This window comes from Lactiplantibacillus plajomi (assembly GCF_005405405.1).
GTDB classification, from domain to species: domain Bacteria; phylum Bacillota; class Bacilli; order Lactobacillales; family Lactobacillaceae; genus Lactiplantibacillus; species Lactiplantibacillus plajomi.
Genome location: NZ_BJDZ01000023.1, coordinates 19,130 through 38,349 on the forward strand (window position 1 = coordinate 19,130; position 19,220 = coordinate 38,349).

Here is a 19,220-nt window from a genome sequence, read left to right on the forward strand (position 1 = left end):
CGCCAAAAATCAGCTGGTGAGCTTAACCAACTTTTGGCACACGCTCGCGTTATCGATTACCGGCGGCCAGCGGTAACGGTGGCTAACCGGGCTTGTTGCCGGATGGCCTCAACGTAGATGCGAACAAAGTCCGTGCCGTAAGCCGCCGCTAATTGTTGCTCTAAATTAGGGGTCGGTGGTAATTCGCGGAGCAGTGGCCGAATCCATTGGTTGGTCGGTAACAAACGCAGTAATTTGTGACTGGTAAACTGGGAAAACAGTAAGTTGCGACCGAAGTACTTACCGAGCCGTTCTTGAAAGACTGGTTGCGTAACTGGCACCAGTTGTAAGCTGCTGTTGTTCATGTTGCCCAGCAGTAACTTGGCACTCGGAAAGTCAGCGTGCAGGTCAAGTCGTTGGTTTTTATACGCCCGGGCGATCACCGGGGAGAGCTGGACGAGCCAGATCAGCTGGTGTTGTTCAAGGTGTAAAATCAACCGTAACGTGATGATGTCCGCCGTACTTAATTGGTAACTATAACGTCGAAGTATCGGTGGTGTTAGCTGGTTGCGTAGCGTCTGTTGGACGGCCGTGAAATTACCGGCTTCCCAAGTGACCGTCAGTTGGTCGTGGTTGGTGAGCCACAAGGTGTGGTCCGCGATTCGCAGGGTTAAAAAAGCGGGTCGTTGACCACCGGGCTGGTCTAACATGAGCAGCCAGTAGGAGCTTGCGCTGGAGCGTGCAAAGTTACGGGCTAACACGTGGACGTTAGTCGGTAAGGCCGTTTGCACGGCGACTTGCAGGCGGCGGCGATCGTCCGCCGCGTTAACGAATTGATCTGGATCGTGGGTAATTCGTCGTTTCGCCATTGGTATCCCCTCCTAACTGGTACACCGCCTTAAGTATAGGTCAATTTCGTGGCAACCACACGTGAAAGTGCCTTGAAATTCTCCCGCCGAACCAATTCTGTGGTCTGCGCACGGTTAGGACTATAATGGACGCGAACGGCAGGTACGAAAAGCCCGTTGTGAATTTTTACTTAGGGGGCATTGCATGAGTTTATGGACAATTGACGCAACGCAACCAACACCGGAACTGGCCTCACAATTAACGGTCAGCAACGGGTTGATCGGGATTAAGGATCTTGCCGAAATTCCGGGCCTTCAAACTGGTCCGCTAACCGATACGGTCGGGTACGTTAACGGTTTTTACGATTACCAACCAATTAAATACGGTGAGGCGCAGTTTGGGTTTCCGCAACGTAATCAAATGATGGTACCACTACCCGCACCGACGCGGTTCGAACTGTGGTTAGACGGCCAACCAGTCGATTTGAATCAGGGCACGATTTTAGCACAGGGGTTCCACCTTTCGATGAAAACCGGCCAGTTTGAGCACTGCATGACCTGGGAAGAACGGCGGACCGGTCGCCAATTGGAGATTAAGTTGCAACGGTTAACCAGCTTAAAAATGGCGGCGTTATTAACACAACGGATTCAAATTCAGCCGTTGAATTTTGACCACGGGCAGTTGCGGTTGATTTCTGGACTGCACGTGCGCGGGATGGTGCAACCGAAAGCTTTTGATCCGCGGTTGGCCGGATTTGATACCAGTGATATTTTGGCGCACCAACAAATTACGTCGTTTGCAACCGACTTTCGCGGCACGACCTTTACCGCGTCGCATAGTCGCCAGCAGCTAAGCACGGTGACGCATTACGACCAGCCGGGGCACTGGTTAGCGGATGGTAACTGGACCAGTCAATTCGACCTTGATCGGCAACCGGTCGCGTTGACCAAGACCATTTGGCATAGCCTGGGACGGGCCACGCTGACCGCGCTGATCAAGCGGCAACTGATGCAGCCATTTGCAACGATTGCGGCGGCTCAGCAAACGGCCCTCCGGGAATTTTGGCAAACCAGTGATATTCAGATTACTGGTGACGCGGAGTCGCAACGCGGTATTCGCTTTTCCCAATTTGGGTTATTACAGGCGCTGGGTATTCATGGTGGTCGCCAAGGAATTGCCGCTAAGGGCTTGACCGGGAGCGGTTATAGCGGCCACTATTTCTGGGATACCGAAATTTACGAAGCACCGTTCTTTTACTGGAATCACCCTAAATTAGCCCGGCGGTTACTGATGGTTCGTTACCAGCAATTACCGCACGCTAAGGCTTACGCCAAGTCGTTGGGACTGAGCGGGGCGCTATTCCCGTGGCGGACAATTAACGGCGAGGAGTCGTCAGCGTACTTTCCAGCTAGCACGGCGGCGATTCACATTGACGCTGACATTGCTTACCTCGTGATTCGGTATTATCAAATCACGCACGACCACGAGTTTATGCAAAATTACGGGGTTGAGTTATTACTGGCGACCAGCCGGTTTTACCTTGGTTACGGGAACTTTGACCCGCAAAAGGGCTTCGTCTTGAACACCGTCACCGGACCGGATGAATACACCGCGTTAGTTGATAACAACGCCTACACGAACTACCTCGTGCAGTTCGAATTGCGCTACTTAACGACGCACTACCAGCGAGCGGACCTGCAACGCTACGGAGTAACCGCGGCCGAATGGACGCAATTTAAGGCCGCGGCTGCAAGGATGTACTTTGAAAAGCACGGTGACTTGATCGCGCAGGACGATAGCTTTCTAACCAAGCGGCGAATCAACCTTAACCGGATTCCGCGCGACCACTTCCCCTTGCTAATGCACTACCACCCCTTAGTATTGTACCGGCTGCAGGTGCTAAAACAGGCGGACTTACTGTTGGCGATGGTCTTACTACCAGAACAGTTTTCGGATGCGGAGGTTCAGACGAGTTACGACTATTACGAACCGATTACGACTCACGACTCGTCGTTATCACCGGCCATTTATGCGATTGCCGCGGCGCGGTTGGGACAAGCTAGCGGTGCGACCAAATTCTTTAAACGGACGGTCAATACCGACTTGGAAAATTTACAAGGTAACACGGCTGACGGGTTGCACTTGGCTGCCATGGGTGGTAGTTGGATCACCTTTGCCTGGGGCTTGATGGGCTTGACCGTTGACGACCACTACGCGACTTTACACCCGGTCTTACCCCACGGTTGGACCCGCTGCACGTTTAAGTTACGGTACCGCCAGCAGCGTTACGCCATCACGGTGACTCCGGAAAAGTTAAGCGTTAGCGGCGCGCCAACGACCGTCACGATTGATCAGAAACAGCGTTTGATTACGCTGAATCCTGAATAGGCTGTTAGTCCAGAATGGAATATTAACCAGTCCAAACACGAGTTGTTCACGAGTCGGCCCGGCTTTATGATAAAAGGGTAGACTTGCAGAAAATAGCAGTAAAATGCGCTAGGAATGGTGAAATATGAAACGAATTATTGTCGGAATGACCGGTGCGTCGGGCAGCGTGTACGCCGTGGACCTATTGGAAAAGTTACATCAAAATCCCAACGTTGAAGTCCACCTCGTAATGAGTGCCTGGGCGCAGAAAAATTTGGAGTTAGAGACGGATTACCAGTTAAAGCAGCTAAAAGCGCTGGCCGATTTTACTTACCACATCAACGACCAGGGTGCGACCATTGCAAGTGGCTCGTTTTTAAATGACGGCATGGTGATTGTGCCGGCCAGCATGAAGACGGTCGCTGGGATTGCGTACGGGTTCGGCGATAACTTGATTGCACGGGCCGCTGACGTGACCATCAAAGAACAGCGTAAATTAGTGATTGTTCCACGTGAAACACCGTTAAGCGTAATTCACCTGGAAAACCTTACGAAGCTCGCTCAGCTGGGTGCTCAGATTATTCCGCCGATTCCGGCCTTTTATAACCATCCGCAAACCATTCAGGACTTGGTCAATCACCAAACGATGAAAATTTTGGACGCCTTCCATATTCAAAACGATGCGGATGGCCGCTGGGAGGGGGATTAGCCGTGCCGACGTTTAAAACGGAACGGGCGGGTTACCAAATGACGGCAACCCTCCAAGTTATCGGCTTTGACTTACTAGTTGTTGTCACTGGGGGGAGTAACCCGCACATTGGGGACGTCACGATGGTCACTGCTGAGGGAACGCCCCAGACGGTTCGGTTTCCAAGCCATGACGGCCGCTTTCATAAGGACGACTTTATTTCGATCCGATTGGCCACGGCGCTCCAGCCGCACTTGACCGGTAGTTGTACGGTAACGGCCGGGATACACGTGAATCAAATTATCAAGGCACAGATCGCGGCGGCCGCACCGATGACCGATGACCTAGCGCACCAAATAATCGCGTGGTTAGCGGCGCACCCGGTTAATGCCGCTCGGCCACAGTATTACGGTAAAGATGAACAGCCTAAATAGCAAAACGTGTGCTTTTGATCAGCTCAACTGAGTTAATCAAAAGCACACGTTTTTTTAGGCTTGGGCGTCTTTTTTAGCCTGTTCAACCAGGATGTTGTCTACGATGTCTTGTAGGGTCGTTCGGGCTAAACGGGCTTCGGCGGCCGTCTGGGCGTCTTGGTAGTACTGCTTTAAAACGGTCTGGATATTGCCGCCGACGATGCAGGCCGGGTTGGTCTTGGGGTCGACCGCAAACAGCGGTTTGTCGCCTTCAACGGCGTAAAAAACGCGGAGCAGTGAGATTTCACCAAGCGGCTTGGCAAGCTCCGGGTTGGCAGTGCCGGCAGTGGTCGTAATCAGCCCGGCTTGGCGCAACTTGCCCATCAATCGACGAACCACTACCGGGCTCGTTTCGATACTGGCGGCAATGGCGTCGGACGTTAACTTGGTGTTAGCGTAAATTTTTAAGTACGCCAAGAGGTGGATGGCGTCGCTGAAACGGGTAGATACACGCATTGCAGATCCTCCTTGTAACATTAATAATTACAGCTATTTTAAACTAGCGGGCGTTTAAAAGCAATTGATTGTTTCGTATCGTAATGACGTGTAACTTTTCATAATTATAGTTGTTTTAGTCAACCGAATCGTTTATGATGAGGCTACCAAAAATTGAGCAGTCACTGCAAAAAGGAAGTCAATCATGAGCGAACTAGAAACCATCCAGGCCCACTATGCGGCTGCGTTAAGTAAGGATGGCCGTATCAGTAAAACCCAGCAACGAATCTTGGCGGCCGCGCTAAACCTATTTGCGGCCCGCGGATACGCCGAGGTCAGTACCCGCGAAATTGCGGAGTGTGCCAACGTGGCTGAGGGAACGATTTTTCATAATTTTGTTAATAAAGCGGGAATTCTTGACGCCATCATGCAGCCAATTGTGAAGGACGTCTTACCAGAAATGTTAACGACTTTGGATCAGGCCATTGAGTTACCGCGTGTCCCCACCTTAGAAGGGTTCGTGGTTGCGCTCGTTCGCGACCGGGTCGCCTTCGTTGCTAATAACCGCTCCGCGTTGATTGTGATCCTATCCCAATTTTTCAGTAACGCGGCTGACCGGGCGGAAGTACTGGCAATGGTCTCGCCAACCATTTTGGCACAGGCGGACCAGGCAATGACTCGCCTCAAAGCGGCTGGTGAACTCGTCGATTGGCCGAACCGGGTCATTTTACAATTAATTTTTTCGACCTTAGCGGGCTACCTCGTGGAAAATTTACTGAGTCTCCAACCAAATGAGCAGGCCGTTCAATATCTCAGCGATTTCTTAATAAATGGTTTAACCCCCCGCCGAATCGCGATAAACGTTGCGGGTCATACTAGTGAGCCAGTTTAGGAGCACCAAATTAATAATTAAATTTAATTGACTAATTCCTTCATGATGATATACTACCAAGTGGAATTAAAGTGAGTGCTCAATTTTTGAGCCGCACTGTTGAGGATCACACAGTAGTCCACAACCTGAATTCTAAACCAATAGAAGAGAGGGTTTCATCATGAAATCAGCAGAAACGAAGGACCACACGACACTGAACGCCACAGAAAAGGGCGTGCACTCAACGGGTGCCGATAGTAAGAGCTTGGACGAAGTGAATGGGAGTGTCCGGGTACCAAAGAACGCCAACTTCTGGCGAACTTTGATTGCCTATACCGGACCGGGCGCTCTGGTTGCAGTTGGCTATATGGACCCAGGTAACTGGATCACGTCGATTGCAGGGGGTTCACAGTATAAGTACGCGTTGCTTTCCGTAATTTTGCTTTCGAGTTTAATTGCGATGTTGCTACAAGCAATGGCCGCGCGGCTTGGGATTGTTACTGGGAAAGATTTAGCGCAGTTGACCCGTGAGCGCACGTCGAAAGTCACGGGGATCTTCCTCTGGATTATTACGGAGTTGGCCATTATTGCCACCGACATGGCGGAAATCATCGGTTCCGGGATTGCGTTAAAACTATTATTTGGATTTCCACTGATTGTCGGTATCTTGATTACCACCGCCGACGTTTTGTTACTGTTATTGTTAATGAAATTAGGGTTTCGAAAGATTGAAGCCATCGTGGCCACGCTGGTCGCGGTTATCTTGTTTGTTTTCTTATACGAAGTGATTATTTCCCAACCGAACATTCCAGAAATGTTCAAGGGTTACGTACCAACGACTAAGATCGTCACGAACTCGTCGATGCTTTACTTAGCACTTGGGATTGTTGGTGCGACCGTGATGCCGCATAACTTGTACTTAGGTTCGTCAATTTCACAAACTCGGGCCGTCGACCGGAGTGATAAAAAGGAAGTTGCCAAGGCCGTCAAGTTTACAACGATTGATTCCAACATTCAGTTGTCGGTGGCGTTTGTCGTTAACAGCTTGCTCTTGATTTTAGGGGCCGCCTTATTCTATGGCACGAACGGTGATTTGGGTCGCTTCGTCGACTTATATAATGCGCTGGGCGACAGTAAAATCGTTGGCGCGATTGCCAGTCCGGTCCTCAGTATGTTGTTTGCGATTGCCCTGTTATCATCCGGGCAAAGCTCAACGATTACCGGGACCTTATCCGGGCAAATCATCATGGAAGGGTTTATCCGCTTACGGATGCCACTCTGGGCCCAACGGCTATTAACGCGGTTGATTTCCGTTGCGCCGGTTTTGGCCTTTGCCATTTACTACCATGGGAACGAAGCCAAAATCGAAAGTCTGTTGACGTTCTCGCAGGTGTTCTTAAGTATCGCCTTACCATTTGCGATGATTCCACTGGTTAAATTCACTAGTGATGCCAAGTTAATGGGAAGCTTTAAGAACCGGGCCTGGGTCAAATACACGGCCTGGATCGTCACGGCAATTTTAATCGTCCTAAACGTCTGGTTGATTCTACAAACGTTAGGCTTAGCTTAATCAAATTAAACAACGCGTCCTTACCAAACTAGTTTGGTAGGGGCGCGTTTTGCGTGGTTGTCATGGTAAAGGGGGTGCCGGTCAGCAGGTTGCTTAGGCAGGGGATTAGGCCGGCTTCAAGGTCGTAAGGACTAGTCAAAGTCGTCTGTGGTGCTCGGTGGCGTGCGCGTTCGTACACGGCGGCCTGCGTTAGCTGGAGCTGATGGGCTGGGAGAATCAGGTCCGGGCGGCTCTGCCGTTTCATCGATTCCGCACAATCGTGGACTAGGTAACTGAAGTTCGGGGCGGTATTTAAAATCAGTGTCAGGACACTGATTTGATGCGGGTCAAGCCGGCCTGCCAGTTGGTTGATCTGGTCGGCCGAGTAGATCATCGCGGCGTACGCTTGCGGTGTCAGGGTCGGTAGGTGTTGTTCGGGCGATTTTAAGGTCACGGTCAGGCCGAGCTGCCAGCTCGCAAGTAATAGGCTGGGGATGGCCGAGGTTGCGGTGGCACTGATCAAAACGGCCTGGCCCGCATGGACGTTTTGCTGGCGAAAACTGGTCGTACAGAGCCGGATGTCTTCGAGCACGTCGGCGCCGCTGTACCAACTGCCACTTGCGGTTCGTAAAACGGGTTGCTGGTAGTGCCGCTGGAGTTGACGGATGATTGGCTGGGTAAGTTGGCTCATCGTGAGGGCACCTCCTAGGCACGGTTGGCGTATTTCAGTTTAGTTAGACTTTGACTACTGGTATCAACGGTGGCGAGCACCCGACTCTGAATTGAACTCTTGAGGGGTGCCGGGGTCGCGGCTAACGTCGTTTTAGTCTTCGGGGTGCCCAACGCTAATTTTTCGGAACGGGTGACCCGCTTAACGAGGTGGGTCGTGGGCGTTGTCGTCGTTGGTTGGACGTTGGCGGACGCCGTAGCGGTGGTCGCGTAGAGTGTACCGGCGGCCATTAGGGCGATGGTTAATTTTGACAATAATTTATTCATATTGAACAACTCCTTTTAAATGGGGGACGGATTAGTTGGTGGTTGGCATGAGCCAGTCGTTGGAGAGTAACTGGTGAAAATGCTTGCCAAGTGGCACCCACAGCTTAGACTTGTTGATATTTTTCAGCGTGTCCCAGAATAGCGGGTCCTGCATTTGTTCGTCGCTGAGTTGGACTTTGACGTATTCGCCGGCTTCGGTTTTGGCGATCACTAGTGGGTACATCACTTTAACAATCTGGGCGGCGCTGATGTTTTTAATTTTAGGATCGGTATCTAATAACATGGTTAAGATCTCCTTGCGTGTACTTTGATTAATTTAATTTGTTTTGTTTGATTGAATGACTTAAGTTTACCGTCTGCGGTCCGGTCGAACCATCGAGTTTGGATAAGGTTTGGATAAGAAATTCTTAGAGTGTGAGGTCAAGCGGGTTGATACTGAGCATTGCCTAGCTAAGTGCTGATTGCGGGTTATGCGATTGGCACTTAGCGTAGCAAGCGCAAGTATCAGCTTGACCGAACACGTTTCGACAACATCGCATTAGGAGCGTGCTGATGGTGTAGCTAACCGCAACAATATGTACTGAACCTTTGATATAGTAGACCTATGAATTGAGAGGGCGTGATCAAATGACAGCAACAATTACCATTCGACCGCTTCAGCGAGCGGAATTAACGACGTTGTGGCAACTAGCTTTCAGTGATCCGGATGCAGAGTGGACCCGCTGGAACGGACCGTATTTTCATGATCAACTCCCGACCCAAACGGAATTTGAGACGATTATCGGTCCCCGTGATTGGTTAATCCAACCGCGTAACTGGGTGATCACACGGGATGGCGTGATTGTCGGCGGTGTCAATTGGCATTTTGTGGACGGACCACTTCAACGCTGGTTAGAGGTGGGGATTATCATTTACAATCAGAAATATTGGGGTGAACACATTGGGCGCAGCGCGTTAACGAAGTGGTTGACGCATTTATTCCAAGAAAAGGCCACCCTTCCCCACATTGGCTTAACTACCTGGTCGGGAAATACGCGAATGATGCGCTTAGCTGAAACGGTGGGATTAAAGCAAGAGGCGTGCATTCCGCAAGTTCGTTACTGGCAGGGGCAGTATTATGATTCGGTGAAATACGGGATTCTAAGAAATGATTGGCACGCATAAAGAGGTTGAAAATTATTCCTCTTAGTTGAAAGTACACTGTGATAGAACTGGATTAAAAAAGTGGTTTCCCGATTGAATTGGTCGGGAAACCACTTTTATAAGAGCTTATTTATTTTTCAAGTCAGGCCGTGGCCAGGTTATCGTAAAGATACTACCGGTGGGCTGATTATCCGTCACGTTAATCTGGGCTTGGTTCAATTGAACCAACTGGTGCACGATGGCTAAGCCTAAGCCACTACCTTCGATTTCTTGCGAATGGGACTGGTCAACGCGGTAAAAGCGCTGGAAGATGGCCTGCTTTTGGTCGTCTGGAATGCCAAAACCGTGGTCGGCCACGGCCAGTTCAATGCGATCAGCGGTTTGCTTCAAGCTTAAGGAAATCGGCTGGTCCGCGGGCGAATATTTTTGAGCGTTATCCAGTAACGCGACGATAATTTGTTGCAACATTTCGGCGTTGCCGGCGACGTGAACGTTGGGAGCCACGTCTAAGTTAAGTGGCTGCTTTAACGTTGGCTGGTAGTGTTCTCCCAGCTGCAAGACGATAAATGACAAGTCTTGGTCGGTCAACGTCAGCTGCGCACGGTCGGCACGGGACAGGTGTAGTAAGTTTTCAATCAGGTGCTGCATCCGCAACGATTCTTCATCGATGAACTTTAAGGATTCGGGCACCACTTCTGGGTGGGCGTCGCCGCGGCGGCGGATCAAGCTTAAATTACCCCGAATGGCTGCGATCGGTGTCCGTAATTCGTGCGACGCGTCGGAAATAAATTGGCGTTCGTGTTGGAGCCGTTGATTTTGTAAGGTCAAGAGCTCGTTAAAAGCTTGACCTAAGTTATGAATTTCCTCGGGACTCGTTGGGACCGTTAGCGTTGGCTGGTCACTGTCGGGGCTATTTGACGTAGATTGCGTTTCGCGGAGGAGCGCAATGGTCGGTGCGCTCAGACGCATTGCTAAGCGATGGGCCCACCAAGCGCCGAAGCACATGGTTAACGAAGTTGCTACGATAATGAGGCAGATCATAATCAGCAGGCTGGTGATCAAGCGTTGTAGGCTGACCCAGAGTTGGTACGTATTTTTCCCGTCCTTTTGCTGATAACTAAGGAAGAAGCCGAAGCCTTGCACGTGAACGAAGGGGCCGATGAGCTGGGTTGCTTGATGCGCAAAGAACGCCTTGGACGAGGGCGACGTTAAAATTGTTTGCTTGGTTTTCGATGACCCGGTCACGGTTGCCTTCGGGGTGGTGACCCGAATAAAGGCGGCCTGCTTGGTATTCCGGGTAGTCGCGTTATTCCAGTGAATGAAACTCGGGACGTCCTTAATGTTGGCTTCGTGTAAACTGGTCATTAAGTTTTGAGCTTCGTGGGTCGTATTTAAGGTTTGTTGGGTGCCCACCATGACTAGAATCACCAGGCTGACGACCGTAGTGATCGTTAAAATGAGTCGCCGCATGGCCTGGTTGATTACCCGCTCGTAGGTTGGCGTACCACTAGGTTTATGCATGGGCGCTCGACTCCTTTAGTTTATAGCCGACACCCCGAACGGTTTCGATAATTGGGTCCTGGTCGGGCTGAGCAAGCTTGTTGCGTAGGTAGCCAACGTAAACGTCGACCACGTTAGGTTGACCGAGAAAGTCGGCCCCCCAAACCTGGTCGAGTAAGTCGTCGCGGCTAAAGACCTGGTCGGGATGGGCCATGAAGAATTGAAGCAGGTCGTATTCACGGTGGGTCAACTGAACGTCTTGGTCGGCAACCGTGACGCGGTGGGCCTTGGTATCCAGGGTGACGGCGTCGAGTTGATAAACCTGATTTTGATCGACTTGGTTCTCCGCCCGTCGTTGAACGACCCGAATCCGGGCCAATAGTTCTTCAATTTCGAACGGCTTAGTAATGTAATCATCGGCACCGTTATCGAGGCCGGCCACCTTATCGCCGACGTAATCGCGGGCGGTCATGATGATGACCGGTACTTGATCGTGCTTACGAATCCGCCGCAAGACTTCCATCCCGTCTAGTTTCGGTAGCATCCAGTCGAGGAGAATCAGCAATAATTCGTTTTGGTGCTCCTGGTAAGTGGCCATGGCACTTAGACCGTCACCGGTTACGAGCACGTTAAAGTCTTCAAATTGCAGTTCTTTGGTTAAATAACCGGATAAACCGGCTTCGTCTTCAACGATTAAAATAGTGTTTTTCATGAAGCGCCTCCTGATAAGTAAATTTGTTCCCCATTATAACGGATAAGTATGATAGAAACGTGATTTTTGATTTATTTTGATTAAAATTGGTAGCGCTTGTAAAGCTGAGCGTAAGTTATGATAAACTTGATTTAACTTAAACGGAAGGTAAGTGGAGATGATGGGACTATTTGGCGATGCGATGCACGCGCTTTACCACAGTGGGCACTACGGTTACAACGTGAACGTTCGAAAATCGGCTCCCGCGGTTGACCCCAAAGAGGTCCCCGCAATTGCGGCGCTTGGTAGAATTAACCGGACCCCGAGTTTTAAGACTTGGTCGATTGATTCGCCGTATAAAACGGCGGAGTTTACGGCAAAACTCACGGCGGCCGTTGCCACCTGTGATCTAACAATGGCGGATTTAGAGATCAAACCGCAAATTGATGGTCGCTGGGGGGACCTATAGTGGAATTTGTTCCTACAAATCTTGGTTGTCACAATCAATTTTCTGATAGACCAATTAAAGGCTTGAGGTGATCGGATGTTTTCGTATGATCAGGTGCAACAGCTTAACCGGCTGGAAATCGAAATTTATAAGTATATCATGGGGCACCCCGTGGAAGTCAGTACCATGACGATCCGGCAACTTGCCAACCAAATTCACGTATCCGCAACCTCAATTCTGCGGTTTTTAAAGCGGATGGGCTACGACGGTTACTCGGAGTTCAAGTTCATGTTAAAAGAGCAGATGCGCAAAGACGCCGAACAGCCGCTATCTCAGACAATCGTCCCAATGCGCGCGTTCTTTGACCGGATGAACTTACCGGACATCACGACCAAGATTAAGCGGGCTAGCCAGATGATTCACGACGCGAAAATGGTGGTGGTATTAGGGACGGGAACTAGCGCGGGACTCGCTAATTATGGCAACCACCTACTAGCCGATTTCGGGATTTATAGCATGTTACTGGCGAACGCGTTTCAACCGCGCCCGGTCGGGAAAATCGACTTAGCGGACACCGTTTTGCTGATTTTGTCGGTATCCGGCCAGACGAATAACGTCATTCAACAGGGGCTCTATTATCAGCAGAACGGGGCCAAGTTGATTGGCATCACCGCGAGTGCCCACTCAACGTTGGCAGAAATTGCGGATATTACGTTAACCTACGACATCCCCGAAGTCCAAGCGATTAGTGGTGGGCGGGCGTTATCACAGCTACCGGTCGTCTACTATTTAGAACAACTGGCCATCATGGTTCAGCCGTTGTCGTAGACCATTCAGATAAAAAATGTTGGAACATGTTTCTTAAATGGAACATGTTTTTTTGATAGGAACGACGTTCTACTTTGCTTGAAAGGGTATACAACTAGGCATTCAACGGTATAATGAAAATATAGAAAGCGCATTCAAAAAGCGTTCGAGTCACTTAAATGCGACGATTATGAAACAAATTACTTCGCGTCTTTAACTAATCAGATAACTGGCCATTATCAATTTCGATTAGTGACGTTCCGTGATATCCGGAACGGTTTGTTTCAGAATGTGATTTCTGTCGAAATTATTCTAGGGGGTCAACGACATGAGCGAAAATAAAAATAGTAGTTTCGTTAATGACCGACTCATCCCATTATTTGGTAAGATTGCTGGTTCACGTCACTTAATCGCGTTACGTGACGGGATGACACTAGCCGTACCAATGATCATCATTGGGTCGGTCTTCATGATTATCGCGCAGTTCCCAATTCAAGGTTATCAGACCTTTATGGCAAATACCTTTGGTAAGAACTGGGCAACCATTGTTCAATATCCGACGAACGCGTCATTCCACATCATGGGATTGATTGCCGTTATCGGGATTGCTTATAACTTGGCCAAGAGTTATAAAGTCGATCCAATCTCAGCCTCAATCGTTTCACTCGGTGCGTGGATGTTAACCATTCCGCTGAACACCGATAAAGCAGGGGCACTTTGGGTACCATTGACACAACTTGATTCAGCCGGTTTGTTTACTGCTCTTCTAATTGGTTTATTCATCACCGACTTTTACGTGTTCATGGTTCACCGCAACTGGACGATCAAGATGCCGGAAAGCGTTCCACCGGCTGTCAGCAACTCGTTCGCTGCGTTAGTTCCTGGGTTCGTTATCCTGACGTTAATGTGGGTCTTACGGATGGGCATCGAAGCAACGCCAATGCAAAGCATTCCAAACGTTATTTCCTTCGTCTTGGCAAAACCACTGGGCTTATTGAGTAACACGTTACCAGGGGCGTTAGTTGCCGAATTCGTTATCTGTCTGCTTTGGATCTTCGGGATTCACGGTGCCAACGTGGTTTCCGGGGTTATGTCACCAATCTGGTTGGCAGCGATGTCTCAAAACGCGGCCGCAATCAAAGCTGGTAAGGCGTTACCAAACGTCGTAACGTCACAATTCTTCGATAACTTCGTTCACATGGGTGGTTCCGGTGCGACCTTAGGGTTAGCCTTCATGATTGCCTTTGTTTCACGGAGTGCTGAATTTAAGACTTTAGGTAAGTTAATCATTGGACCAGCGATTTTCAACATTAACGAACCGATCGTCTTTGGGTTACCAATCGTTATGAACTACCGGATGGCCATTCCGTTCATCGTGGCACCATTATGGAACGTTACGGCAACCTACGTGGCAATGTCCACCGGGTTAGTTGCCAAAACGATGGGTGTCATGGTTCCTTGGACCACGCCACCAATTATTTCTGGGTTCTTAGCAACCGGTCATATTTCTGGTGCGGTACTTCAAATCGTTAACATCGTTGTTGACGGGGCCATTTACTACTTCTTCTTCAAAGCCTTGGATCGTGATAAGGTTAAGGAAGAAAAGAAGTTTGCTGCTCAAGAAGCGGCTGGTCAAACTGCCAACGCCTAAATTTGACATAGAACAAAAAAAGACTTGCCCGCGGCAAGTCTTTTTTAATGGGCTAAGGGTCACCTTAGCGGGTATGAAATTGAGGGTGCAACATCTTCGGGTGGCGATGGTTATCCCCCTCGTACTGAATCAGCCAGTAATCATTTTGCGGTAACCCGTGGCGGGCGATTAGGTGGGTCACTGCGTAGCGTACCGTGTCGGCGTTAGCGTCGGTCCAGAGTCGCCACGTTGGTAACTTGGCAGCGTAAACCCGCTCCCAATCACCGAGGGCGGCTTCGGCCGGAGTTAAAGCTGACAGTAGTTCCGTCTGGCGGTCACCGGTGAGTTCGATGAAGTAACAGTACTTTTGATCATGAACTGGATTGGAATTAATCATTGCGGGTCACTCCTTTATGGTGAGGTTGAATGATGGTCACGGCACATCACCCGAATATTTTCCTACTGATATAGTACAACCGTTTGACTAAATTGCCTAGCTTTTTTGCTCCGCTGTTACTAAAATGTAATAATTATTGTTTCAATTAAAAAAATAGCATTTAAAGCTTGACCTGAAACGCGTTTCATCAATTATATTGGGGGTGTAGAAAAAGGAACGGGGGGCGGCTTAGATGGAAACGGGAATTTTAAAACAAATTGATTTGCAGACGACAACGGCTCGTTATTTTTACGTGGTGGCACAGCGCCAAGCGGATCGGATCGTCATTCACTCAACGCAGGCGTTTAAACCGTTGGAGCTGACATTTAAGGTCAGTGATTTACGGGTCGGTCACGACCATGCTAGTGCGGCGCGCGGCCATAATAAGTATGAATTTAACGACGATACCGGTGGCTTGCTTACCCAGTTGAAGGCTTGGAGCCGCTAATTCATAACAATCAATCAACGCAAAAAGCGTATTCGGATTTGCCAGCACGTGGTAAGTCCGAATACGCTTTTATTGTTAATGGGTTCCGTCCGTATAGGTGATGTTATCTAACCCGTTAGTATCGTAGTTTAAATTAGTCTGACCATCGTAAGTGGTGTTCAAGGCGTTTAGCTTAGTTTCCATATTGGTTAGCTTGGCGGATTTTAAACCGAGTTCTTTGCGAATTTGGTTCGACGATTGTTGCAAGGTCGCGGTGCTTAAAATCTGGTAGGAACTGGTGTTGATCCAAGCCGGTTGACCGATAATCTGGGTTGATTGAATGGCCTTCAAGTTTGCGTGGTCGTGAGTGGCCAACGCTACTAGGTCATCAAAGCTGAGGTCGGTTTTGAGGTTTCCCTTTAAGGAACTCATTAACTGACTGTAGTTGCTGTAAGTGTTGGTCTTGGTGAGCTTGACGAGGACCGCGCGCATGACTTGCTGTTGGCGCATTTGGCGACCGTAATCACCACGCGGATCTTGATAACGCATCCGCGAATAGCTCAACGCCTGCTTGCCATTGAGGTGGTGGGTGCCCTTAGAGATTTTGACCCCGTCAAAGTTGCTGTCAATTGGGCTCTTGATCGTGACCCCACCGACCGCGTCCACGATTTGTTTAAGGCCGCCCATGTTGATGGTGGCATATTAATCGATTGGTACGTTGAGTAGGTGACTCACGCTAGCCTTAGCCATTTTGGAACCGCCGATGTTATAGGCGGCGTTCAACTTCTGGACGTTGGTTTTCTTCGTACCAATCATCTCGGCTAAGGTGTCCCGCGGGATACTGTGAATTACCGTTTTTTTAGTCTTGGGATTGATGGTCACAACCATAATGGTGTCCGAGTTACCCTTATCGATCCGGCCGTCTGCCCCGGTGTCGACCCCCAGCAGTAGGACGCTGAGTGGCTTGTTCGGATTGACCTTTGCATTATTTCCCGTGTACACGTCGGACTGGTAGCGGGCCTGTGCCTGCCAAATTAAAACGCCGACGCCGATAACTGCCATTAAAACGATCAGAGCGATGGCCAGTAGAATTGGCCGTGCTTTTGATTTCCCCATGTGTTGCATTTTTTAAAAACCTCACTTAGTGGAACTTTCCCCAAAATTTATTGACTACAAAACCAGCATACGCCAGCAAGCGTCTGCCTGGAAAATACTTATTTTGAGTGTACCTAATTCAAAAAATAGATACCACTAGGTGGGCTTGAATCCGTAAGTAAACAAATTGAGTAAATTGACGGACGGACAGCAAACCTGTCAAATTTAGTTGAGTGTCCTATACTAACCGTGTACTTAACTAATCAAGTGAGGTTTTGCAGATGACAATTTTTCGGGCATTTAGTGATCAAGATATTTTAACCTATTTAAAACAGCAAGTTAGCGATGGCCAAGTAGTTACCGACCCCGCCACGTTAAAAAAGTATTCTTTCAGTGCCAACTTAAACGATGATGATAGCGGCTTAGCGCTGGCTTACATTGAAGCCCAGTCGACCGCGGATATTCAGGGAACGTTGCGGACCGCCCGTAAGTTTCACTTACCAGTTATCCCGCAATCGCAAACGACTAGTACCGTGATTGGTTCGGACGGGATTACGGGGGGCCTGTTACTATCAACGGCGAAGATGAACCGGATTAAAGAAATTAGTAAGGCGGACTCGCTAGCGGTCGTCGAACCCGGCGTTGTTAACGGTGACTTGGATACAGCGGCCCGCAAGCAGGGAATGTTTTACGCGCCGGATCCGGGTTCTAAACCGATGTCAGGAATTGGCGGGAACGTCGCAACCAATGCTGGCGGGATGAGTACTGTTAAGTACGGTGCCACTAAGGACAACGTTTTGGGCGTTAAAGTCGTCTTGGCGGACGGCCGCGAGCTAAAGCTCGGTGGGCGGACGCTCAAACAGGCCTTTGGTTACGACCTGACCCAACTGATGGTTGGGTCGGAAGGCACGCTGGGGGTCATTACCGAAGTGACGGTCAAGTTGATGCCGATTCCGTTGGGGACCCCGGTTATGGGCGTGGCGTTCTTCGATAACATGACGGCACTAGCTAAGGCCGTTACTGCCATTCGAATTTCGGGGGTCTATCCGACCATGTTGGAAGCGCTGGATGGCAACACCGTGGCGGCTTTAGACCGTTACGAGGGGACCCACTACGCTAAGGACAGTGCGGCCATGTTAATTTTTAAGCTGGACAATGGCGGTGAAGCTAGCATGAACGTCGTTAAGAAGTTATTAGAAGAGCAACAAGCGGCGAACGTACAAATTACGACGGCAGCGGACGAGATGGCCAAGCTTGAACAGCTGCGGCGCGATATGTTGCCCGCGGTCTTTGCCGGTCAGAACCATATTATGGAAGACATGGCGGTGCCGTTATCGCAGTTAGCACCACTAATGGATTACATTGCTGACCTCTCCCGGCGCCTGAACGTGGGCATTTATACGGCCGGTCACGCTGGCGATGGCAACGTGCACCCGACCGTCGTTTGGCCGAAAGACGAGACCGAAGTACCGGAAAAGGTTATCGTGGCCCTTCAAGAAATGTTTAAGCAGACCTTAGCGCTCGGCGGGACGATTTCCGGTGAACACGCCGTTGGGATGCTGAAAAACCAGTGGAACAACGCCGAACTTGGTGAAGACGTTGACCAACTGCAGCATCAAATTAAGGCTTTGTTTGATCCAATGAATATTTTGAACCCGAAGCGAAAGATTAATTAGAGATTAAGATTCGGATGAGGGTTGCGGAGAACGGTTGCGGAACGACTAAATTATGCTTATGATGAAAGTATTAGCTATCCATGGGGAGGGAGTCGGTTGACACGGAAAGTTTCGAACGTACGACTCGAATTTGATGCGGAAGTGCTACGAAACGAGATTTTTGACGTGCACGACTTCGAGAGTTTTGAACGGTTTTGGAAACGCTTTGAGCATTTCTTAGGTGACCGAATGGTTGTCGGCCACCTGAATGTCTTGGAAGGCCATGGCTTGATTCCAAGCGATTTTAATGACGCGGACGGCCAGCTCGCCTACGTTGCCGGGGATCAACCCTACCGAACGGCGTATGATCAAATCGCCCGTGAATGGATGGTAACGATTCAATAGGTAAGAGAGAAAGCGTCTAGACATTGGAGCGAGATTTAGTGAGTGCAGCAGATTCTCAGATAATTGCGGGTGATGACCAGCTACTGCCGGCTGAGCCCGAGCTTATCCAGGCGGTCGACCAGTTAAAGACCTATTCATTAAGGTACGAAGTGGCGATGAAACTCGTCTTAGATAAGTTGGATTACATTAGTCGTGAATACGAAATTCGGTACGGCTACGCGCTGATTGATAGCAAACAGTCGCGGATCAAGTCGCCGGACAGCATTGTGGGTAAGTTAAAGCGTAAGCACTTACCACTGACACTGAACGCGGCGTTTGAAAATTTACACGACATTGCCGGGGTCCGGCTAATCGTCCGCTTTTTAAGCGATGTTAAGACGGTCGAGGACTTGTTGGCCACCCAGGCGGACATCAAGGTGCTGAAGGTCAAGGATTACATTCACCACCCCAAGCCGAATGGCTACCAAAGTTTGCACCTGATTTTAGGGGTGCCAATTTACACCGTTGACGGTCCCCACTTAGTTGACGTTGAGCTACAAATTCGAACCATCGCGATGAACTTCTGGGCGTCATTGGAGCACGAGTTGAATTATAAGAAGAACGTTCCCCACCAAGAAGCGTTACGTGAGTCATTGACGAAAAAGGCCCAGTTAATTACGCAGTTGGACCGTGAAATGGACGAAATCAAGTGTAAGATGTACCAACCGAAAACAGCTTCCGCGGCTGAGCAGTCGCGGAAGTGATAATTAAAAGCGGCAAGTACCGTCAGAAAAATT

General features: G+C 49.6%; 21 protein-coding genes and 1 pseudogene. 13 read left to right on the top strand and 9 right to left on the bottom strand.

Annotation, left to right across the window (positions count from 1 at the left end; all coding sequences use genetic code 11):
* Positions 1–56 precede the first annotated feature (56 nt).
* A complete protein-coding gene (locus tag FFM82_RS09750; protein WP_137645649.1) occupies positions 57–848 on the bottom strand; it encodes a hypothetical protein in 792 nt (263 codons plus the stop codon).
* Positions 849–1,032: 184 nt separating this feature from the next.
* Here FFM82_RS09750 and FFM82_RS09755 point away from each other — a divergent pair, with 184 nt between their 5' ends.
* From FFM82_RS09755 to lpdD, 3 genes are all read left to right on the top strand, one after another.
* Positions 1,033–3,216: a glycoside hydrolase family 65 protein gene (locus FFM82_RS09755; protein WP_137645650.1), complete on the top strand. Its 2,184-nt coding sequence runs from the start codon at positions 1,033–1,035 to the stop codon at positions 3,214–3,216.
* A gap of 124 nt (positions 3,217–3,340) precedes the next feature.
* Complete coding sequence (locus FFM82_RS09760) at positions 3,341–3,904, top strand: UbiX family flavin prenyltransferase (protein ID WP_137645651.1); 564 nt, start codon at positions 3,341–3,343, stop codon at positions 3,902–3,904.
* 2 nt (positions 3,905–3,906) lie between these two features.
* Positions 3,907–4,317: a prenylated flavin chaperone LpdD gene (gene lpdD / locus FFM82_RS09765; protein WP_137645652.1), complete on the top strand. Its 411-nt coding sequence runs from the start codon at positions 3,907–3,909 to the stop codon at positions 4,315–4,317.
* A 54-nt stretch (positions 4,318–4,371) separates the two neighbouring features.
* On the opposite strand, the gene FFM82_RS09770 is transcribed toward lpdD, so the two are convergent.
* A complete protein-coding gene (locus tag FFM82_RS09770) occupies positions 4,372–4,812 on the bottom strand; it encodes an Rrf2 family transcriptional regulator (protein ID WP_137645653.1) in 441 nt (146 codons plus the stop codon).
* Between the two features lie 184 nt (positions 4,813–4,996).
* Between FFM82_RS09770 and FFM82_RS09775 the strand changes: the two genes are divergently transcribed.
* Both FFM82_RS09775 and FFM82_RS09780 read left to right on the top strand, forming a co-directional pair.
* Positions 4,997–5,683: a TetR/AcrR family transcriptional regulator gene (locus tag FFM82_RS09775; RefSeq protein ID WP_137645654.1), complete on the top strand. Its 687-nt coding sequence runs from the start codon at positions 4,997–4,999 to the stop codon at positions 5,681–5,683.
* A gap of 160 nt (positions 5,684–5,843) precedes the next feature.
* Complete coding sequence (locus tag FFM82_RS09780) at positions 5,844–7,232, top strand: Nramp family divalent metal transporter (RefSeq protein ID WP_137645655.1); 1,389 nt, start codon at positions 5,844–5,846, stop codon at positions 7,230–7,232.
* A 28-nt stretch (positions 7,233–7,260) separates the two neighbouring features.
* Here the strand turns inward: FFM82_RS09780 and FFM82_RS09785 are convergent, their stop codons facing one another.
* From FFM82_RS09785 to FFM82_RS09795, 3 genes are read right to left on the bottom strand one after another with little or no spacing between them, the layout of a single operon-like run.
* Complete coding sequence (locus FFM82_RS09785) at positions 7,261–7,902, bottom strand: hypothetical protein (RefSeq protein WP_137645656.1); 642 nt, start codon at positions 7,900–7,902, stop codon at positions 7,261–7,263.
* 14 nt (positions 7,903–7,916) lie between these two features.
* Positions 7,917–8,207 carry a hypothetical protein gene (locus FFM82_RS09790; protein WP_137645657.1) on the bottom strand — a complete coding sequence of 97 codons (291 nt, stop codon included), beginning with the start codon at positions 8,205–8,207 and terminating at the stop codon, positions 7,917–7,919.
* Between the two features lie 31 nt (positions 8,208–8,238).
* Positions 8,239–8,490 (bottom strand): hypothetical protein, encoded by a 252-nt coding sequence (locus FFM82_RS09795; protein ID WP_137645658.1) that lies wholly within the window; start codon positions 8,488–8,490, stop codon positions 8,239–8,241.
* Positions 8,491–8,834: 344 nt separating this feature from the next.
* Between FFM82_RS09795 and FFM82_RS09800 the strand changes: the two genes are divergently transcribed.
* Positions 8,835–9,371: a GNAT family N-acetyltransferase gene (locus tag FFM82_RS09800; RefSeq protein ID WP_137645659.1), complete on the top strand. Its 537-nt coding sequence runs from the start codon at positions 8,835–8,837 to the stop codon at positions 9,369–9,371.
* 105 nt (positions 9,372–9,476) lie between these two features.
* Here FFM82_RS09800 and FFM82_RS09805 read toward each other — a convergent pair whose 3' ends face one another.
* Positions 9,477–10,871 carry a sensor histidine kinase gene (locus FFM82_RS09805; RefSeq protein ID WP_137645660.1) on the bottom strand — a complete coding sequence of 465 codons (1,395 nt, stop codon included), beginning with the start codon at positions 10,869–10,871 and terminating at the stop codon, positions 9,477–9,479.
* On the bottom strand, positions 10,864–11,562 hold the full coding sequence (locus FFM82_RS09810; protein WP_137645661.1) for a response regulator transcription factor: 699 nt from the start codon (positions 11,560–11,562) through the stop codon (positions 10,864–10,866). Before FFM82_RS09810 ends, FFM82_RS09805 begins: the two co-directional genes overlap by 8 nt.
* A 160-nt stretch (positions 11,563–11,722) precedes the next feature.
* On the opposite strand from FFM82_RS09810, the gene FFM82_RS09815 reads away from it, so the two are divergent.
* From FFM82_RS09815 to celB, 3 genes are all read left to right on the top strand, one after another.
* Complete coding sequence (locus FFM82_RS09815; RefSeq protein ID WP_170178270.1) at positions 11,723–12,010, top strand: hypothetical protein; 288 nt, start codon at positions 11,723–11,725, stop codon at positions 12,008–12,010.
* Positions 12,011–12,085: 75 nt separating this feature from the next.
* Positions 12,086–12,817 (top strand): MurR/RpiR family transcriptional regulator, encoded by a 732-nt coding sequence (locus FFM82_RS09820; RefSeq protein WP_137645663.1) that lies wholly within the window; start codon positions 12,086–12,088, stop codon positions 12,815–12,817.
* Between the two features lie 307 nt (positions 12,818–13,124).
* A complete protein-coding gene (gene celB / locus FFM82_RS09825; protein ID WP_137645664.1) occupies positions 13,125–14,447 on the top strand; it encodes a PTS cellobiose transporter subunit IIC in 1,323 nt (440 codons plus the stop codon).
* 64 nt (positions 14,448–14,511) lie between these two features.
* On the opposite strand, the gene FFM82_RS09830 is transcribed toward celB, so the two are convergent.
* Positions 14,512–14,823: a hypothetical protein gene (locus tag FFM82_RS09830; protein WP_137645665.1), complete on the bottom strand. Its 312-nt coding sequence runs from the start codon at positions 14,821–14,823 to the stop codon at positions 14,512–14,514.
* Between the two features lie 232 nt (positions 14,824–15,055).
* Here FFM82_RS09830 and FFM82_RS09835 point away from each other — a divergent pair, with 232 nt between their 5' ends.
* Positions 15,056–15,310, top strand: coding sequence for a hypothetical protein (locus FFM82_RS09835; protein ID WP_137645666.1), 255 nt, complete (start codon positions 15,056–15,058; stop codon positions 15,308–15,310).
* Between the two features lie 75 nt (positions 15,311–15,385).
* Here FFM82_RS09835 and FFM82_RS09840 read toward each other — a convergent pair.
* Positions 15,386–16,414 (bottom strand): annotated as a pseudogene (locus FFM82_RS09840) (LCP family protein).
* A 251-nt stretch (positions 16,415–16,665) separates the two neighbouring features.
* On the opposite strand from FFM82_RS09840, the gene FFM82_RS09845 reads away from it, so the two are divergent.
* The 3 genes from FFM82_RS09845 (at position 16,666) to FFM82_RS09855 (ending at position 19,187) form a co-directional block, all read left to right on the top strand.
* Positions 16,666–18,060 carry an FAD-binding oxidoreductase gene (locus FFM82_RS09845; protein WP_137645667.1) on the top strand — a complete coding sequence of 465 codons (1,395 nt, stop codon included), beginning with the start codon at positions 16,666–16,668 and terminating at the stop codon, positions 18,058–18,060.
* 96 nt (positions 18,061–18,156) lie between these two features.
* Positions 18,157–18,444: a hypothetical protein gene (locus FFM82_RS09850; RefSeq protein WP_137645668.1), complete on the top strand. Its 288-nt coding sequence runs from the start codon at positions 18,157–18,159 to the stop codon at positions 18,442–18,444.
* Positions 18,445–18,482: 38 nt separating this feature from the next.
* The gene (locus tag FFM82_RS09855) at positions 18,483–19,187 is read left to right on the top strand and encodes a GTP pyrophosphokinase (RefSeq protein WP_137645669.1); all 705 of its coding nucleotides are present in this window, start codon (positions 18,483–18,485) and stop codon (positions 19,185–19,187) included.
* Positions 19,188–19,220 lie beyond the last annotated feature (33 nt).

Excerpts from the sequence above, each read along its gene's own strand:
- FFM82_RS09750 (WP_137645649.1), bottom strand. The coding sequence starts at position 848 with ATGGCGAAACGACGAATTACCCACGATCCAGATCAATTCGTTAACGCG.
- FFM82_RS09755 (WP_137645650.1), top strand. The coding sequence starts at position 1,033 with ATGAGTTTATGGACAATTGACGCAACGCAACCAACACCGGAACTGGCC.
- FFM82_RS09760 (WP_137645651.1), top strand. The coding sequence starts at position 3,341 with ATGAAACGAATTATTGTCGGAATGACCGGTGCGTCGGGCAGCGTGTAC.
- FFM82_RS09770 (WP_137645653.1), bottom strand. The coding sequence starts at position 4,812 with ATGCGTGTATCTACCCGTTTCAGCGACGCCATCCACCTCTTGGCGTAC.
- FFM82_RS09775 (WP_137645654.1), top strand. The coding sequence starts at position 4,997 with ATGAGCGAACTAGAAACCATCCAGGCCCACTATGCGGCTGCGTTAAGT.
- FFM82_RS09780 (WP_137645655.1), top strand. The coding sequence starts at position 5,844 with ATGAAATCAGCAGAAACGAAGGACCACACGACACTGAACGCCACAGAA.
- FFM82_RS09785 (WP_137645656.1), bottom strand. The coding sequence starts at position 7,902 with ATGAGCCAACTTACCCAGCCAATCATCCGTCAACTCCAGCGGCACTAC.
- FFM82_RS09790 (WP_137645657.1), bottom strand. The coding sequence starts at position 8,207 with ATGAATAAATTATTGTCAAAATTAACCATCGCCCTAATGGCCGCCGGT.
- FFM82_RS09795 (WP_137645658.1), bottom strand. The coding sequence starts at position 8,490 with ATGTTATTAGATACCGATCCTAAAATTAAAAACATCAGCGCCGCCCAG.
- FFM82_RS09800 (WP_137645659.1), top strand. The coding sequence starts at position 8,835 with ATGACAGCAACAATTACCATTCGACCGCTTCAGCGAGCGGAATTAACG.
- FFM82_RS09805 (WP_137645660.1), bottom strand. The coding sequence starts at position 10,871 with ATGCATAAACCTAGTGGTACGCCAACCTACGAGCGGGTAATCAACCAG.
- FFM82_RS09810 (WP_137645661.1), bottom strand. The coding sequence starts at position 11,562 with ATGAAAAACACTATTTTAATCGTTGAAGACGAAGCCGGTTTATCCGGT.
- FFM82_RS09815 (WP_170178270.1), top strand. The coding sequence starts at position 11,723 with ATGGGACTATTTGGCGATGCGATGCACGCGCTTTACCACAGTGGGCAC.
- FFM82_RS09820 (WP_137645663.1), top strand. The coding sequence starts at position 12,086 with ATGTTTTCGTATGATCAGGTGCAACAGCTTAACCGGCTGGAAATCGAA.
- celB (WP_137645664.1), top strand. The coding sequence starts at position 13,125 with ATGAGCGAAAATAAAAATAGTAGTTTCGTTAATGACCGACTCATCCCA.
- FFM82_RS09830 (WP_137645665.1), bottom strand. The coding sequence starts at position 14,823 with ATGATTAATTCCAATCCAGTTCATGATCAAAAGTACTGTTACTTCATC.
- FFM82_RS09835 (WP_137645666.1), top strand. The coding sequence starts at position 15,056 with ATGGAAACGGGAATTTTAAAACAAATTGATTTGCAGACGACAACGGCT.
- FFM82_RS09845 (WP_137645667.1), top strand. The coding sequence starts at position 16,666 with ATGACAATTTTTCGGGCATTTAGTGATCAAGATATTTTAACCTATTTA.